15 protein-coding genes and 1 pseudogene are annotated in these 14,377 nt (G+C 67.1%); 8 read left to right on the top strand and 8 right to left on the bottom strand.

What is annotated here, in order from left to right; all coding sequences use genetic code 11:
- The first annotated feature begins 465 nt into the window (after positions 1-465).
- A complete protein-coding gene (locus tag ABIE45_RS12785; protein ID WP_373622873.1) occupies positions 466-1,020 on the top strand; it encodes an SAM-dependent methyltransferase in 555 nt (184 codons plus the stop codon).
- Between the two features lie 32 nt (positions 1,021-1,052).
- Here the strand turns inward: ABIE45_RS12785 and ABIE45_RS12780 are convergent, their stop codons facing one another.
- A complete protein-coding gene (locus ABIE45_RS12780) occupies positions 1,053-2,378 on the bottom strand; it encodes an amino acid permease (RefSeq protein WP_192707056.1) in 1,326 nt (441 codons plus the stop codon).
- Between the two features lie 353 nt (positions 2,379-2,731).
- Here ABIE45_RS12780 and ABIE45_RS12775 point away from each other — a divergent pair, with 353 nt between their 5' ends.
- Positions 2,732-3,370, top strand: coding sequence for a methyltransferase domain-containing protein (locus ABIE45_RS12775; protein WP_192707055.1), 639 nt, complete (start codon positions 2,732-2,734; stop codon positions 3,368-3,370).
- A gap of 102 nt (positions 3,371-3,472) precedes the next feature.
- Here the strand turns inward: ABIE45_RS12775 and ABIE45_RS12770 are convergent, their stop codons facing one another.
- Complete coding sequence (locus tag ABIE45_RS12770; RefSeq protein ID WP_192707054.1) at positions 3,473-4,921, bottom strand: carotenoid oxygenase family protein; 1,449 nt, start codon at positions 4,919-4,921, stop codon at positions 3,473-3,475.
- A 241-nt stretch (positions 4,922-5,162) separates the two neighbouring features.
- Between ABIE45_RS12770 and ABIE45_RS12765 the strand changes: the two genes are divergently transcribed.
- Positions 5,163-5,372, top strand: a complete 210-nt coding sequence (locus tag ABIE45_RS12765; protein ID WP_192707053.1) for a hypothetical protein — start codon at positions 5,163-5,165, stop codon at positions 5,370-5,372.
- Between the two features lie 24 nt (positions 5,373-5,396).
- Here ABIE45_RS12765 and ABIE45_RS12760 read toward each other — a convergent pair whose 3' ends face one another.
- From ABIE45_RS12760 to ABIE45_RS12750, 3 genes are all read right to left on the bottom strand, one after another.
- Complete coding sequence (locus ABIE45_RS12760) at positions 5,397-6,476, bottom strand: molybdopterin-dependent oxidoreductase (protein ID WP_192707052.1); 1,080 nt, start codon at positions 6,474-6,476, stop codon at positions 5,397-5,399.
- Positions 6,477-6,606: 130 nt separating this feature from the next.
- A complete protein-coding gene (locus ABIE45_RS12755) occupies positions 6,607-6,930 on the bottom strand; it encodes a hypothetical protein (RefSeq protein WP_192707051.1) in 324 nt (107 codons plus the stop codon).
- Positions 6,931-7,434: 504 nt separating this feature from the next.
- A complete protein-coding gene (locus ABIE45_RS12750) occupies positions 7,435-8,181 on the bottom strand; it encodes a cation transporter (protein ID WP_192707050.1) in 747 nt (248 codons plus the stop codon).
- 58 nt (positions 8,182-8,239) lie between these two features.
- Here ABIE45_RS12750 and ABIE45_RS12745 point away from each other — a divergent pair, with 58 nt between their 5' ends.
- On the top strand, positions 8,240-8,653 hold the full coding sequence (locus tag ABIE45_RS12745) for a helix-turn-helix domain-containing protein (RefSeq protein WP_192707049.1): 414 nt from the start codon (positions 8,240-8,242) through the stop codon (positions 8,651-8,653).
- 340 nt (positions 8,654-8,993) lie between these two features.
- Here the strand turns inward: ABIE45_RS12745 and ABIE45_RS12740 are convergent, their stop codons facing one another.
- The gene (locus tag ABIE45_RS12740) at positions 8,994-9,125 is read right to left on the bottom strand and encodes a hypothetical protein (RefSeq protein WP_373622324.1); all 132 of its coding nucleotides are present in this window, start codon (positions 9,123-9,125) and stop codon (positions 8,994-8,996) included.
- 192 nt (positions 9,126-9,317) lie between these two features.
- On the opposite strand from ABIE45_RS12740, the gene ABIE45_RS12735 reads away from it, so the two are divergent.
- On the top strand, positions 9,318-9,875 hold the full coding sequence (locus tag ABIE45_RS12735; protein WP_192707048.1) for a hypothetical protein: 558 nt from the start codon (positions 9,318-9,320) through the stop codon (positions 9,873-9,875).
- A gap of 690 nt (positions 9,876-10,565) precedes the next feature.
- Here ABIE45_RS12735 and ABIE45_RS12730 read toward each other — a convergent pair.
- A pseudogene (locus ABIE45_RS12730) lies at positions 10,566-11,494 on the bottom strand (LysR substrate-binding domain-containing protein).
- Positions 11,495-11,603: 109 nt separating this feature from the next.
- On the opposite strand from ABIE45_RS12730, the gene ABIE45_RS12725 reads away from it, so the two are divergent.
- Genes ABIE45_RS12725 through ABIE45_RS12715 form a run of 3 tightly spaced genes read left to right on the top strand, consistent with a single transcriptional unit; the run spans position 11,604 to position 13,434 of the window.
- The gene (locus ABIE45_RS12725; RefSeq protein WP_192707047.1) at positions 11,604-12,362 is read left to right on the top strand and encodes an SDR family oxidoreductase; all 759 of its coding nucleotides are present in this window, start codon (positions 11,604-11,606) and stop codon (positions 12,360-12,362) included.
- Between the two features lie 32 nt (positions 12,363-12,394).
- On the top strand, positions 12,395-12,997 hold the full coding sequence (locus tag ABIE45_RS12720) for an NAD(P)-binding domain-containing protein (RefSeq protein ID WP_192707046.1): 603 nt from the start codon (positions 12,395-12,397) through the stop codon (positions 12,995-12,997).
- A gap of 35 nt (positions 12,998-13,032) precedes the next feature.
- A complete protein-coding gene (locus tag ABIE45_RS12715) occupies positions 13,033-13,434 on the top strand; it encodes a nuclear transport factor 2 family protein (protein ID WP_192707045.1) in 402 nt (133 codons plus the stop codon).
- Between the two features lie 187 nt (positions 13,435-13,621).
- Here the strand turns inward: ABIE45_RS12715 and ABIE45_RS12710 are convergent, their stop codons facing one another.
- Entirely contained in the window at positions 13,622-14,377 is a 756-nt protein-coding gene (locus tag ABIE45_RS12710; protein ID WP_192707044.1) for a glucose 1-dehydrogenase, read from the bottom strand.

Below are 14,377 nucleotides of genomic sequence, written 5' to 3'. Positions count from 1 at the left end.
TCATTGCGCGCAAGACCGGACGTTCGGCTTTGCGCCCAATCAGGACATTTGGCTGGCTGCTGCGGCATCTCGAAAGCGTACGCGACTGGTCAGGTCCTCTGACGCGCGATGACGCGTATGGGCGTCTCTGGCGTGAGGCAGTGGGGGCTACACTCAGTCGTAACGGCATCGGAGTGGGCGCAGCATCAGCGGCAAAGCGCACGCTCTCAAGACCACCAGAGGTGCCCGGAACTGTCCCGATCACGTGCGGTTCCCCAAGCGTATGGCAAGTTGCTCCCGAGGTGTATCGTGCGTGTTCGCGAGCCCGTCTCACGCCGTCATCTGATCCAATCCGGAGCTGTCGCCGCCACGAGTACCTTGTTCGGGATCAGAGGAGCCACAGGCTTGGAGACGACGTCCGACAGGCCCACCGACGCTCCGAGCGGCCGTCGAACGAAAACGCTCGATCGAGACTACTTCAAGGGCATGTATGCCACCGAAGCGGATCCGTGGCGCTTCGCCACGAGCCCGTACGAGCGCGACAAGTACGCCGCGACGCTGGCTGCCCTGCCGCGCACCCACTACGCGTCCGCACTCGATGTCGGCTGCTCGATCGGCGTGTTCACGCACCAGCTCTGTCCCCGCTGCGACGTGTTGATCGGCCTCGACGTGGTGCCGTCCGTTCTAGAGGCGGCCCGTGCGCGATGCGCCGATTGCCCGAATGCGCACTTCCTGCTCGCTCCCGTACCAGGCGCTTGGCCGGACGGTCGGTTCGACCTCATCGTGATCTCCGAGGTGGCGTACTATCTCGACCGCGCCGATCTCGCGCGCTTGGTCGCGCGTGTCGAAGGCGCTTTGTTACCCGAAGCCGATATCGTTCTGGTCCACTGGCTCGGCGTGACCCACTACCCGCTCTCCGGCGACGAGGCGGCGGAAGGCTTCATCGCGGGTGCTCGGACCTTCGCGACGGTTGTGAAGCAGTCGAGGACCGCCGAGTATCGGCTCGACGTGCTGCGCGCCGGCAAATCCAACGCCGGCTAGAGTTCGGCGATCCCACGGCGGGCGCAGGGCCGTCAGGCTCCGCGCCGATTTCGCACCGTCGCGACCGCGTACAGGACGAGGCCGGCCAGCATCAAGAGCAGACCCGCCAGGGACTGGAAGGGTCTCACGGCCACGAGATAGACCATCATGAACAGGGTCACCGCGAGAAAGATCAGCGGCGTGAACGGATAGCCCCAGGTCCGGCACGGTCGTGGCAGGTCGGGCCGCGTGATCCGGAGCTTGATCAGGCCGAGCACGGTCAGGAAGGAGCAGGCGATCAGGCCGAACTGAACGAACGCGAGCACCGCCTCGAAGCTCTGCGTCAGGAGCAGGAGGCTGGCGACCCCGCCTTGAAGCAGGATTGCGGCGCTCGGTACGCCGGTGCGCGTGCGACGCGCGAACATCCGCAGGGGCGCCACGTCCTCGCCCATCGCCACCGTCACGCGGGGACCGATCCACATCATCGCGCTGATCGTCGGTATCAGGCCGGCGCAGATCAGGAGACCGACGAGGCGACCACCCGCCTCGCCGAAGACGTGACGCCCGGCGATCAGGCCGACCTCGACCTGACCGGCGAGTTCCGTCAGCGGCGTCGTGTAGAGGAATACCGCGTTCAGCGCGACGTAGAGCACCACCACGCACCCCGTCCCGGCGAGCAGGGCTCGCGGCAGGCTGCGCTGCGGATCGCGGAGTTCGCCGACGATGTAGGTCGCGGCGTTCCAGCCCGAATACGCGTACATCACGTAGACTAGGCTGACCGCGAAGCCGGCGCTGACGATCTGCGTGAGGTCCTGCGCGCCGGGGACGAAGCCGATGGGTTGGCCACCGCCCCGGGTGACCCCCACCCCGATGAACGCGACAATCAGGGCGAGCTTCAGCAGCGTGAAGCCGACCTGAAACACGCTGCTGTGCCGCAGGCCGCGCAGGTGAACGGCCGAGACGAACCCGATCACCGCCAGACCGAGCAGAAGCGCGGGTGCACCGGGCAGAGCAGCCTCGGCATACTGCCCAAACGCCATAGCTGCGAGCGCCACTGGGGCGGCGAACCCGACGGTGGCCGAGAGCCAGCCCGCCATGAACCCGACCGCCGGCCCGTACATGTGCGAGAGGAACGTGTACTCGCCGCCGGAGCGGGGAAACATCGTGGCGAGTTCGGCGTAGCAGAGCGCCCCACAAAGCGCGGCGACGCCGCCGACGGCCCACAGCAGCACCAGGGCGAAGCCGGACGGAACGTCCCTGGCCTGGAAGCCGAGGCTGGTGAAGACTCCGACGCCGATCATGTCGGCCACCACGATGGCCGTCGCCGTCAGCGTCGAGACGGCCGGCAAGCTCCGGGTGGCCCTTGGTCGATCAACCATCACTGCCACCTGCCGGGATCCGTAGCGCTCATGACAAGCCGAATGCGCGCCAGCCAATGCTGCGTCTGTAGAAAACCAGCTGAGCGGCCGCCGCGGAGCCGTCGATTAAGTCGCAGGCCACGATGGCTCGCAAACCGGGAGACTGGACTATCGTCCGGCAGCACCCGCGCGCCGATGCGTGACCGCGCTGGCCAGACGCGGGTTGCAGCTCGTCGAGAGGCGAAGATGAATCGGCGCGCGCTGTCCTGGAGTGGGGGCGCCGACCACGGCGCGGAGCCGGGCGCCTCCGGGCTCGCCCCGATGCGCTGGCTTTCGAGCGCCGCAGAGCTGGATCCGATACGAAGGCGGTACCGATGACGATGCAGGATCTGCCGGACTTTCCGCCCGAGGCGTTCGCGAAGCCTGATTCTGCGCCCGACTCGCTCTTCTACGCGCAACCGCGTTTCGTCACGCATATCGACGCCGCAGCGATCGCCGCCGTCACCGATCTGTACAGAACGATCGTCCCTGAGGGCGGCATCGTCCTCGACCTGATGTCGAGCTGGGTCAGCCACCTCCCGGATGAAGCCGCCTACGCGCGCGTCATCGGCCACGGCTTGAATGCAGCGGAACTCGCCGCCAACCCGCGCCTGACCCAGCATTTCGTGCAGGATCTCAACGCGGAGACGAACCTGCCCCTCGAGACTGCGAGCGTCGACGTCGCTTTGATGTGCGTCTCGGTGCAGTACCTGCAGCGGCCCGGGGCCGTCCTGTCCGAAGTGGCGCGCGTGCTGCGTCCCGGCGCCCCGGTGGTGATCAGCTTCTCCAACCGGTGCTTCCCGACCAAGGCGGTCGCCATCTGGAATGCCCTCGACGGCGCGGGGCATGCCCAGCTCGTCGGTCTGTACCTCCAACGCGCCGGCTTCGCCCGTATCGAACGCCATGTCCTCAAGCCTGAGGGAGGTTCCGGCGACCCCATGACGGCGATGATCGGATGGACCGCTGCGGATTGATACACCCTGCACGGGTCGGTCCCGATGGACTGTCCGTGCGGTTCGTGCGCGCCGATCGCCCCGACGCCGAACCGACCGTCAGGACGCCGCGTCGGCGCCGGATCACACCGTTCCGGACGGGTCGTTCGCCGGGAACCAGTTGCCGTGAAAGCCCGGCGGGATCCGGTGCCCGAGGCGGACCGAGGCGACGGGTGGCGCTTCGAACGCGCGCGCATCGAGGACGGTGAAGTCCGTCGTGTCCCGCGCGGTGTCGATGACGAGCCCGACGAGCCAGCCTTCGTCCTCATCGGACCCGGCATGTGCCGGCACGAAGACGAACTCCCCCGGGACGCGGTTGGGACCGAAGTCGTGCACGCGGCGCTCGCCTGTCTCGACGTCGTGCTTGTAGAGCTGCGTCGCACCGGCGAGCTGCGTATTGCTGTCGGCCGGGACGCTCACCGTGTAGAGGTAGCGGTGGCGCTGCCCGAGACGTCGCTCGTCGATGCGGGGGAATTCCTGCGCCGCGGGATCGAGCACCCGCCGCGCGACGCGCGCCGTCGTGGGATCGACCGTCCAGCGTTCGAGCCGGCCCGGCTTGTCGAGCCCACCCCCAATAGCGGTGAACACCGTCGCGTAGGCGATCACGTCGAGGATCACCCGCCCGGCCGCGTCCTCGTAGGCGTTGGCGACGTGGAACACGAAGCAGGGATCGACCGCGCACCATACGATATCGGCGCCGTCGCCCTGCCGGGAGAGGAGGCCCACCCGGGCCCTGTGGCGGGGGTTCCATCGGAACGGGAAGCGGTAACCGGCGAGCAGGGCCCGGAACGAGAACGTGACGGGCAGATCGAGCACGATCACGAAGCGCACCGTGAACGCGCAGTCATGGATGCAGGGGCCATGAGCGACCGGGATCGGCACGTCCCGCACGACCCGACCGGTCGGCGCGACGACGACGTGGCGGACGCTGTCCCAGACGCGGCCGTCATAGGCGATCGCGTGGGTCTCGCCGGTCCGCGGGTCGCGATGCGGGTGCCCGCTGAATGAACCCGTCAGGGTGCCGTCGAACGGGTTGTAGCGCTGCGTCTCGAGGCTCCGCGCGAGTTCGACGGGAAAGCTGCCGGCCTCTACGACGGCGAAGATCCGGTCGCCGATCGCGACGACGTTGGTGTTGACGGTGTCGTTGCCGCCCCGCCGCGGCCCGGGCGCCGCAGGCCGCTTGAGCGCTGCTGCGGCTGTGCGTGAACCGATCCAACGGTTGCGGTACCAAAGCGCCTTGCCGGCCTCGATCGCGAGGCCGTGCACCATGCCGTCGCCGAGGAACCAGTCGTGGCCCCGCGTCGCGGCGCGCACGGGGTTGGCCCCCATCTTGAGGTAGAGGCCGTCGAGGCCCGGCGGGATCGAGCCGGTGACGGCCAAGTTCTCCAGCGTCAGTTCCGCACCCATTGGTTCGTGGACGCCGACCACGAAGGGGTTGGCCGTTCCTGGCAGGCGCAGCCGGTTGCAGGCCGCCCAGAAGCCGACGCCGGCCACGGCGGCGACGCGGAAGGCCGCCTGGATTCGGTTCGGCATCGGCAGGGGTTCTCCGATCAGGTCGCAGGAGCCACGATCCGCCGCCTCGGCGGACCGTGCGCGTGACGGCGTGCGGCCGTGAGCCCACGACAGACCGGTCTGACCGTGCGTGGCATCGCGCCCCGAGCCGATGGGTCCGCGGGGTGCCCCGGCGGATCCGGGTTCGATAGAGCGCAGGAACCGGGGTCTCTCATGGCAATTGGCTTGCCGAGCCGGCGTCCATGCCGACTGGGAGGATGACATGTCCGAGGATACCGAAAAGCACCGGGCCTCGCTCAGTGCCCTCAGGGCCGCACAGGGGAAAGGCGACGGCTCGTTCGAGCAGGCTGTCACGAATGCCCTCGACCACGTCTTCGAACATCTCGGACGCATGAACGATCACGTCTCCCTGGGCGGCCCAGATGGGGAAGACCGCCATCTGAAACCCGGTGAGTCGCCGACCCTGAGATAGCGACAGGTAGGTCCGTCCGGGCCGTCAGGTGACGCGCACGCGCACCCGGTGCCAGCAGGTGCAGAGGTAGCCCTTGTGGTTCCAGACGTCGTCGGGCAGCGCCGGCTGGGTCTGGCCGGCCGAGTCCCAGGCCCGGACGGCGAGGTCGTGCTCCCCCGGCGGCAGGTCGAGCTCGGCGGTCCAGAAGGTCCAGGCGAACGGCGCGTCGGGCTCGTGCTCGAGCGCCGCCTGGGTCCAGCTCCGCCCGCCATCGCCGGAGACATCGACGCGGATGACGGCCCGGTCGCCCGCGACCGCGTAACCCCGGATCCGGCACGTTCCGGCCGTGAGGCTGGCGCCGCGCGCGGGCTCGCAGATCGCCGCATTCAGCGGCATCGCGTCAATGGTGTGTCCCCGGGCCGGATCGGCCGCCTCGGCGGTCACATCCGACGGATACAGCTTGTAGTCGCTCGCCTGGATCGGATTGTCCGAGGGTTGATCCTGCACCGTGATGCGCCGCAGCCATTTGGGGCTGCGCACACCCGCAAAGCCCGGCACCACCGCGCGCAGCGGGAAGCCGTGCTCTGGCAGCAGGGGTTCGCCGTTCATGGCGAAAGCCAGCAAGGGTTCTGATGTCAGCGCCTTGGCGAGGGGGATGGAGACCCCGTAAGAGCGGCCACCGACCACGTCGTGGCTCTCGAAGGCGACGTGGCAGTCCGGGCCCGCGCGGGCCCCGGCCGCGCGCAGGAGGTCGCCGAGGCGGACGCCCGTCCAATCGGCCGTGCCGATGGCGCCGCCGTCCCAGGGGTCTCCCGAAACGGGCGCGACGGCGCGCATGTCGGCGCGCCGATTGCCGGCGCACTGCAGCGTCGCCGTCACCGTGACGGTCCGGAAACGGCGACGCAGGTCATCCAGCGAGACTTCTATCGGCGTGCCGACAGCGCCATCGAGGGTGAGGCGCCATGTCGCCGCGTCGATCTCCGGCAGGTCGCCGTGGCAGCGGACGTAGAAGTCGCCGGCCGGGGTCCGGTACGCGGCTCGCAGCCGGTCCAGGGGCGGCTCGGCATTGTAGGGTCGGTCGCCGTGGACGATCAGGCGCGCCTTGCGCTCGGTCAGACTCGACATCGGGGCATCGGCTCCATGGGTCCACTGCGCGCGTTCGGTGGGCGAAATGTGCCGGAGGGCAAGCCGTCGCCGACCCAGCCGGACCGGCTTCCCGACGCGCGGCCGCCCGCTCCCGCCGCGTGCAGGCTTGCTATTCAGCCTTGCGGTGACCGCGCCCGTGCTGGTCCTTGTCGGCGCCTGCCGCCGCCGCGGCTTCCTTCTCGGCCTTTCCCGCCGTCGCGCTGCTCGTGGCAGCGTCGCTGGTCGCGCCGACCTGTGTGTTGGACGCGGCCGATTTCGGATGGCCTTTGCCCTCCGTCGGCGCCTCGGCCTTCCCGCCCTCCGTCACCACAGGATGGCCGGCATCGGCCTTGGCGCTTCCAGCCGCTTGGACCTCGGCCGCCTTCTGCTCCTGCGCGCTCCTCGTCGAGTGCTGCTGTCCGTCACCGGACTGACCCTTCGCGGGATTCGACATCGTGACCTCATCTGTGGTGGTCCCGCAGCAACGGCCCACTGCGGACACAGTTCGGATGCGGCGATAAGGTGCGACGAATGGCCGAACGCGGCGCGCGCGGCCAGCGAGGCATCCCGGTCAGCGGGCTCGACGACGTGCGCGGGCCGGGTTGCGCCAGGGCAATCACCGTCGACAATGTCGGTCATTGCCCTCCGCCCCCTCCGAGCAGGTGGACAATCGCGCAGTCATCGGCGGAGCCGACGCTGTCTGGCGGTTTGGGCGCTGCAGTCTGCGCGAAGGCTTTATCGCCGGCGGACCGGGCGAACGCGTTGGATCAGGACGTCTGTCCGCTTCCTAACCGCTGGTTTGGGGAACGGATGGCCCGCTTACGGTCAGGATCGGTGGCTGCTGACCGCTGGCTTGAACGTCTCAGATGGGTGGCTTTCTGCGCGTCCGCTTTGAGGGATGTCCTGAAAGAAGCGGACATTGTCGTCGCCCTCTTCCGAACCAATCAGCCTGCCCTGATCACTCAGCCGGGACTGAGACAGAGCGTTGACCCTCACGATATTCGGTCCACGCCTGCCGTAGGATCTGCACGGAGGATGTCAGGAAGATGCCGGCCATGATGGCCGCCACGAGCAGGTCGGGCCACGCTGAGGCGGTGCCCCATACCGCGACGGCCGCGCCCATGACGATCACGTTGCCGATGGTGTCGTTGCGTGAGCACAGCCAGACCGAGCGGACGTTGGCATCGCCGTCCTTGTAGGGCCGCAACAGCAGGACAGACGCGGCATTCACCGCCAGCGCCAGCACGCCCACTACGCCCATGACCTCGGCCTTTGGCAGGCCGAGGATGAGGGTCTGGTAGACCGTCGTGCCGAACACCCAAAGTGTCATCAGCGTCAGCGATACGCCCTTGGCGAGCGCGGCCGAGGCACGGGTGCGCAGGCTCGCCCCGATCACCGCCAGCGAGAGGCCGTAGGTCACGGTATCGGCTAGGAAGTCGAGGGCGTCGGCCTTCACCGATTGCGATCCGGCGAATTGACCTGCCACCATCTCGCCGAGGAACATCATCCCGTTGAGGGCGATCACCGTCCAGAGGATGCGCTTGTAACGAAAGTCTACCCCGTCGAACACTGGTACCCCCTTCGGGCAGCAGGTATCGCCTTGAGTGCCATGAGCAGCGGGTACCGCCTGCGCCGACCGACCTGGCATCACGAGGGTAGGCGGTTCGCAGCAGGCGTCGTCGCTCTTGCAGCAGCTATCAGCCATAGGGTGACTCCCTTCCAGCCCTCACATAGTCTCTCTAGCCACTAGAGGTTCAAGGGCGATGGCAGAGATTTCCATTGGCGAGTTGGCGCGGCGGTCTGGCGTGAAGGTGCCGACCATTCGCTACTACGAAGGGGCCGGGTTGCTCCCCGTCCCAACCCGCACCGAAGGTCAGCAGCGCCGATACACGGCCTCCACAGCGGCGCGGCTCAACTTCATCCGTCACGCGCGCGAGCTAGGGTTTGAGGTCGCCGCTGTTCGTGAACTGCTGGCGCTCAGCGAGCAGCCTGAGCGTTCGTGCGCAGAGGTCGATGGCATCGCCCGCCGTCACGTCGAGGATATCGACCGGCGCATCGCGCAACTCGTGGCGCTCCGGCGCGAACTGCAATGCGCTCTCGACACTTGCGGTCACGGCCGGGTCGGCGATTGCCATGTCATTGAGGCTCTAGCTGATCCAGAACACGATCCGGAGTAGCGGACAGTCCACTTCAAAGTAGTTCGACTAGCCTTCCATATGCCTGCAACGGGTCGGCACCGGAAGGGCCTCTGAGGGTGGATTTCTACCTGTCCACTTGCGGACGGCATGCATTGGAGCGGACATGACCTTGGGGACCGCTCACAATCGGTCTCGAACGTTGGCGACATCCGCCGACCGGCATCCAGGATGCTTACCCCTCAGCCGTCACTCGCGTACCGCAACATCGTCCCGCTGGAGCGGAAGCCGGAGCGCGGTCACGGAAGTCACCGCATGGACGCCGCAGAGCAGCAGGAACGCCCACGCGTAGGCAATCGACACCTGGTGATCCGCGCCGTCTCTAAGCCGTCACGCCAACGCGGCCGCGCAAAGCGTCGTCAGCGTCGGGCCGCCGCACGACGTTGAGGACGATCGTCGCCATCGGCAGGTCCTGCCGGGGCACCGTGGCGTAGGTGGCCGTCGGTGACAGCAAGCCCATCCCGCTCAGACCCACCCCCTCAACAGGAGGGCGGGCAAGAACACCCGTGGCTATTCAGCGAGTTTCGTGGATCATGCAGCCTGATGAAGCACAACCAAATTATCGGTCAATCGATTTTGGTCTTACAGTCGTAACACATCTCCGACGTCTCCGTCATTCCGATGAAATACTTTTTCTATTAATTCGATGCGTCTCTACGACACTGACCTTGACGTAAATCAGGCGGAAATGGTCAGCGCCCAGATTATATTCCTTAAAGTCATCGTATCAAGACACAAAATAAAGGTAAACACAATGATGCACAACCAACGTGTCGGAAGCGCATTTAAAATCTATCTTCGTATGTTTCTTGCGATCATAGTTTCGTGTTTATTTACAAGAGATGTTTCCGCCGTGGAGCGAAAACTCGAGCCCGGACGAGGGTTTGATGTCAACGTGGGCGCAATTCACGGGGTGGCATACTATACGGATCAGAGAAATGGATTTCTGCTCGTCCTGACAGTTGCTGAGGAAGGGGGCGCGACAATGCGATTTGAAACACTCCTGAGCTTGCCTGACCAATCAATCCATATCTCTGTACCACGTGCAGCGGGCAAGCCAGCAATGATTGTAACTTTTACCCGTATGGGCGACGGTATTCGTGTCTATCAAGTTGACTCAGATCTTGATCAATCGATCTCGCAGGTCGATCTACTAACATCGAAAGAGGTCGGCCGCCATGCGGCCGTATACAATAAGCCGTAAGGCGCACAATTTTCAGTCTGAACTTTGGGCGGCCTCCAATCGGTAGCCACGGTTCGAAGTTGGTGCATCGTTAGCCGCGTGACGATGGGAGTGAAGCAAGCGGGGCTGAGCTGCTCGGTTCCGTTTGTCAGATAACTGATCGAGGCGCTGGCCGACGCCATGTGCCCGCAAAGCATCCCGGAGCACATCCGCGTGGATCAGCGTCGAACGATGACTCCTGCTACAGTCGGATCCGTCCTACCGGGCCGGAGCGCGGGCGATCGCCGCGAATATGGCGGCCGTGGACGACCGGGCCGAGATCGTGGGCGTGCCTGACAGCCTAGTGGTCAGCTCACAGGCCGAGCACTGACGCGAGACTTACGCGACGAAAGTGAGTGCCGGCGCCACCGAATTGGTACGGGGATGGCGTTACACCCGTCGAACAACTGGCCTGGGCACCGGAATGAAGGACTGCTTCCGGACATGGAGCCAGTTCTCGTTTCCCACCCCGAGCCGAAGTTGCCTGAGGACTGACGAACGGCCGCTTTCGGGAAGCGCCGGCCACTTTCTGTATGCCCGGCATGGGTCGAAAGCGGGCGCCACAGGTTCTAACGAGTGAAACGCATCAAGCACGGCTTTTGCATTGCTTAACGGGCCACGACATCAGCATGTCGTGGCCCGTTAAGCGGTCCGTCGTCCGTGTCGTTCGAGCTATCCTAGGCTGCCGGCGAACCGCTCCGCCAGACGCTCCGCCTTGAAGGCCTCAACCACCCAATCGACGAAGGCTCGCGTCTTTGCCGGTAGATGGGCGCGTGAGGCGAAGTAGAGGGAGATCGCGCCGGCATCGGCGTACCAGCGCGGCAGCAGGCGCGCGAGGTCGCCGCGTTCCAGGTCGGCGCGCACGTCGGGCACCGCCATGAGCGCGACGCCCAGGCCAAGCAGCGCCGCCTCGCGCATCGCGCTGGGGTCGTTCACGACGACGCTCTCCCGCTGCCCGGCCACCATCTCGCTGCCGCCGACGTCGCGCATGGTCCAGTGCCGGATGCGGCCGGTCTGCAGCGACCGCATGACGATGCCGTCGAAGGCTTGGAGCCCCCCCGGGTCGGTGGGCGGCACCCGACCTCGCATGTAGGCCGGCGAAGCCACAGCGATGATGTGGGCGGGGCCAAGGTGCGGGCAACGATGCCGGGGGACAAGGCGAAGCCGCCGCCGATGGCGGCGTCGTACCCTTCCGCGACGAGGTCGACGTGGCGGTTTTCGAAGTGCCATTCCGGCCTGACGCGCGGATGGCGGGCCAGGAAGCCCGGCAGGAGAGGCATGACGTGGCTCATCCCAAAGGTGGGCGGCAGGCTGACCTTGAGCGTTCCGACCGGTTCGCCGGCGTCCACGGAGACGCCGGCAATCGCGGCTTGCAGCCCCTCCAGGTTCCCGGCGACCGCCTGGCGAAAACCCTCCCCGGCCTCGGTCAGGGTGAGCTTGCGGGTCGAGCGGTGGAACAGCCGCACGCCGAGGTTGCGCTCCAGCATGGCCACGTTGCGGCTGACTGCGGCCGGCGTCAGCGACAGCCGCCGGGCGGCCTCGGAGAAGCTGCCGCACTCAGCGCTGCGCACGAAGGCTTCGAGGTTGGCCAAGGTCTCCATGCCACCTCCTTCAACGATCCGTTGAAAGCATAACAAGCCATTCGCGGCTAAACCAGGAGGAGTTCCCGATCCATCCTCATCCTCATCGAACACGCGATGGAGCGATGACATGACCCAGGTATCCCACCTTCTCGCCGGCAAGGCGGCCCTCGTGACCGGCGGATCGCGCGGCATCGGGGCGGCCATCGTCCGCCGCCTCGCCCGCGACGGCGCGGACGTCGCCTTCAGTTACGCCGCCTCGCGCGAGCGGGCTGAGGACGTCGTCCGCGAGGTCGAGGCGCTCGGCCGGCGGGCGGTCGCTATCCGGGCGGACCAGGCCGACGCCGGCGAGGTCGAGGCCCTGGTGCAGAAGGCCCACGCCGCGCTCGGTCGCCTCGACATCCTGGTCAACTCCGCGGGCGTGTTCGTCACCGGCATGGTCGACGACGCCAAGGCCGACCGGGCCGCGTTCGACCGGCAGCTCGACGTCAACGTCAAGGGCGTCGCCGTGGCGGTCCGCGCCGCCGTGCCGCTGATGACGGACGGCGGGCGCATCGTGTCCATCGGCACCACCGGCGCGGTCCACGTTCCGTTCGCTGGCGCCGCCGACTACGTCGCCACCAAGGCGGCGGTGGCGGCCTACACCCGCGGCTGGGCCCGCGACCTCGGGCCCCGCAACATCACGGTCAACGTGGTCCAGCCGGGTGCGATCAACACCGACATGAACCCGCAGGATGGCCCCTTCGCCGAGAGCCTGAAGGGCCTCGCCGCGCTCGGCCGCTACGGCCAGCCGGAGGACATCGCGGCGGCGGTCGCGTTCCTGGCCGGCCCGGACGCTGGATACATCACCGGGGCCACGCTGAACGTCGACGGCGGCCAGTCCGCCTGAATCCTCGGCCCCTCGTCAAAGGAGACAGAGCCATGACTTCCATCGGCATCATCGGCGCCGGACAGATCGGCAGCGCTATCGCGACGGCGCTCGCCCGCCACGCCATTCCCGCCACGCTCGCAAACAGCCGCGAGCCTGACAGCCTCGCGGAAACTGTCGCTGCGCTGGGACCGAGCATCACGGCGGGCACCCGCGAGGAGGCCGCGGCGAAGGACACCGTCTTCGTCGCCGTGAACTGGTCGAAGCTGGAGGCCGCCCTCGCGGGCCTGCCGGACTTCGGCGGCCGCATCGTCGTCGACGCCAACAACCCCATCGAGGCGCCGCTGTTCAAGCCGTTCGACCTCGGCGGCCGCTCGTCGTCCGAGGTGTTCGCCGGCTGGGCGCTAGGCGCGCGGGTCGTGAAGGCGTTCAACCACTTGCAGCCGCAGTTGGTCGCCGGCGACCCAGCCAGCGATGGCGGACGGCGCGTGCTGTTCTACTCAGGGGACGACGCCGAGGCGAAGGCGCAGGTGAGCACGCTAATCGAACGGCTTGGCTTCTTCGGCATCGATCTCGGTCCGCTCGCGCTCGGCAGCCGCCTCGTTCAGTTTCCCGGCGGTCCACTGCCGGCGCTGAACCTCGTGAAGTTCAATTGACCTTACGGCTTGACCACTTTCGAAGGAGGTCTTCCGTGGCCGACATCAGCCAGACCAGCCAAGGATCGGCAGAGCCCGATTACGACGGGTTGCTACGTGCCAACCTGGAGCGCGTCTTCAACGAGCGTAATGCCGACAGGCGCGCGGCTGCGCTGAACGAACTCTTCGTGGCCGAGCCGATCATGTACGAGCCGACCAACGTCGTTCAGGGGCGCGCAGCCATTTCCGCGGTCGCCGGCAACTTGCTGGACCAGTTCGTTCCGACGTTCCGGTTCACCCCTACAGGACGCGCAGTCGGCCATCACGGCCTGGGTTCGTTGCGGTGGGAGGCCGGTCCGGAGGAGGGAGCAGTCGCGATCACCGGGATGGACGTCGCAGAAATCGTCGGCGGCAGGATCGCGCGCCTCTGGGTGCTCCTCAACCCACCTGCCGCCTGAGCCTGCGATGTGGGTTGCCGCATAGTCAGCAGGTACGGTCGCATTGGCGACGCGCAGTCGACCCCTGGGCACCCGCCCAGGCAGCTCTCCGGTTCTCGGCACCCCATGCCACGACTGGCCACCGGATGCTCACCAACCCTCCCCGGCCGGCGGTCCACGCCGGCCGGGGAGCAGTCAGCTTACATCATCAGGCCTGCGCCTGACCGCCGTCGACGAACAATTCGGCGCCGTTGACGAAGGCTGCCTCGTCGGAGGCGAGGAACAGGACCGCGTTGGCGACCTCCGTCGGCTCGCCGACGCGTCCGAGTGGGATGCGCGTCCCCAGGTAATCGAGCAGGCCCTGCTGCTTCTCGGCATCGTCGCCGGCGAGGCCGACGAGGCCCGGAGTGCGCGTCGCGCCGGGGCTGACCACGTTGACGCGGATGCGGCGGTCCTTCAGGTCGAGGATCCAAGTGCGGGCGAAGTTGCGGATGGCCGCTTTGCTGGCCGAATACACGCTGAAGGCCGGCGTCCCCTCGGTGCCGGCGGTCGAGCCGGTCAGCACCACCGCCCCGCCGTCCTTCAGGAGCGGCAGCGCCTTCTGGACGGTGAAGAGCGTGCCCTTCACGTTGGTGTCGAAGGTCGTGTCGAAGTGCTCCTCGGTAATGGCGCCGAGCGGCGCGAACTCGCCCCCACCGGCGTTGGCGAAGACGACGTCAATCTGCGCGTGCTTCTGCTGGACCGCGTCGTAGAGGCGGTCGATGTCGGCGAGGTTCGCCATGTCGCCGCGCACGCCGGTGACCCGCCCGCCGATCTCCTTAACCGCCGCGTCGAGCGCGTCCTGGCGACGGCCAGTGACGAACACCGAGGCGCCCTCCCGCGAGAAGGCTTGGGCGGTGGCGAGCCCGATGCCGCTGGTGCCCCCGGTCACCACCACCACCTTGTTCTGGAACCTGCCGGTCAT

It is taken from the genome of Methylobacterium sp. OAE515 (assembly GCF_041806315.1).
Lineage (GTDB): Bacteria > Pseudomonadota > Alphaproteobacteria > Rhizobiales > Beijerinckiaceae > Methylobacterium > Methylobacterium tardum.
The sequence above is the reverse complement of the archived record's forward strand: the minus strand, read 5'-3'. Positions and strand labels throughout refer to the sequence as shown.

Coding starts and splice junctions, on each gene's coding strand:
- ABIE45_RS12785 (WP_373622873.1), top strand. CDS start 466: ATGTATGCCACCGAAGCGGATCCGTGGCGCTTCGCCACGAGCCCGTAC.
- ABIE45_RS12780 (WP_192707056.1), bottom strand. CDS start 2,378: ATGGTTGATCGACCAAGGGCCACCCGGAGCTTGCCGGCCGTCTCGACG.
- ABIE45_RS12775 (WP_192707055.1), top strand. CDS start 2,732: ATGACGATGCAGGATCTGCCGGACTTTCCGCCCGAGGCGTTCGCGAAG.
- ABIE45_RS12770 (WP_192707054.1), bottom strand. CDS start 4,921: ATGCCGAACCGAATCCAGGCGGCCTTCCGCGTCGCCGCCGTGGCCGGC.
- ABIE45_RS12765 (WP_192707053.1), top strand. CDS start 5,163: ATGTCCGAGGATACCGAAAAGCACCGGGCCTCGCTCAGTGCCCTCAGG.
- ABIE45_RS12760 (WP_192707052.1), bottom strand. CDS start 6,476: ATGTCGAGTCTGACCGAGCGCAAGGCGCGCCTGATCGTCCACGGCGAC.
- ABIE45_RS12755 (WP_192707051.1), bottom strand. CDS start 6,930: ATGTCGAATCCCGCGAAGGGTCAGTCCGGTGACGGACAGCAGCACTCG.
- ABIE45_RS12750 (WP_192707050.1), bottom strand. CDS start 8,181: ATGGCTGATAGCTGCTGCAAGAGCGACGACGCCTGCTGCGAACCGCCT.
- ABIE45_RS12745 (WP_192707049.1), top strand. CDS start 8,240: ATGGCAGAGATTTCCATTGGCGAGTTGGCGCGGCGGTCTGGCGTGAAG.
- ABIE45_RS12735 (WP_192707048.1), top strand. CDS start 9,318: ATGCGTCTCTACGACACTGACCTTGACGTAAATCAGGCGGAAATGGTC.
- ABIE45_RS12725 (WP_192707047.1), top strand. CDS start 11,604: ATGACCCAGGTATCCCACCTTCTCGCCGGCAAGGCGGCCCTCGTGACC.
- ABIE45_RS12720 (WP_192707046.1), top strand. CDS start 12,395: ATGACTTCCATCGGCATCATCGGCGCCGGACAGATCGGCAGCGCTATC.
- ABIE45_RS12710 (WP_192707044.1), bottom strand. CDS start 14,377: ATGACCGGCAGGTTCCAGAACAAGGTGGTGGTGGTGACCGGGGGCACC.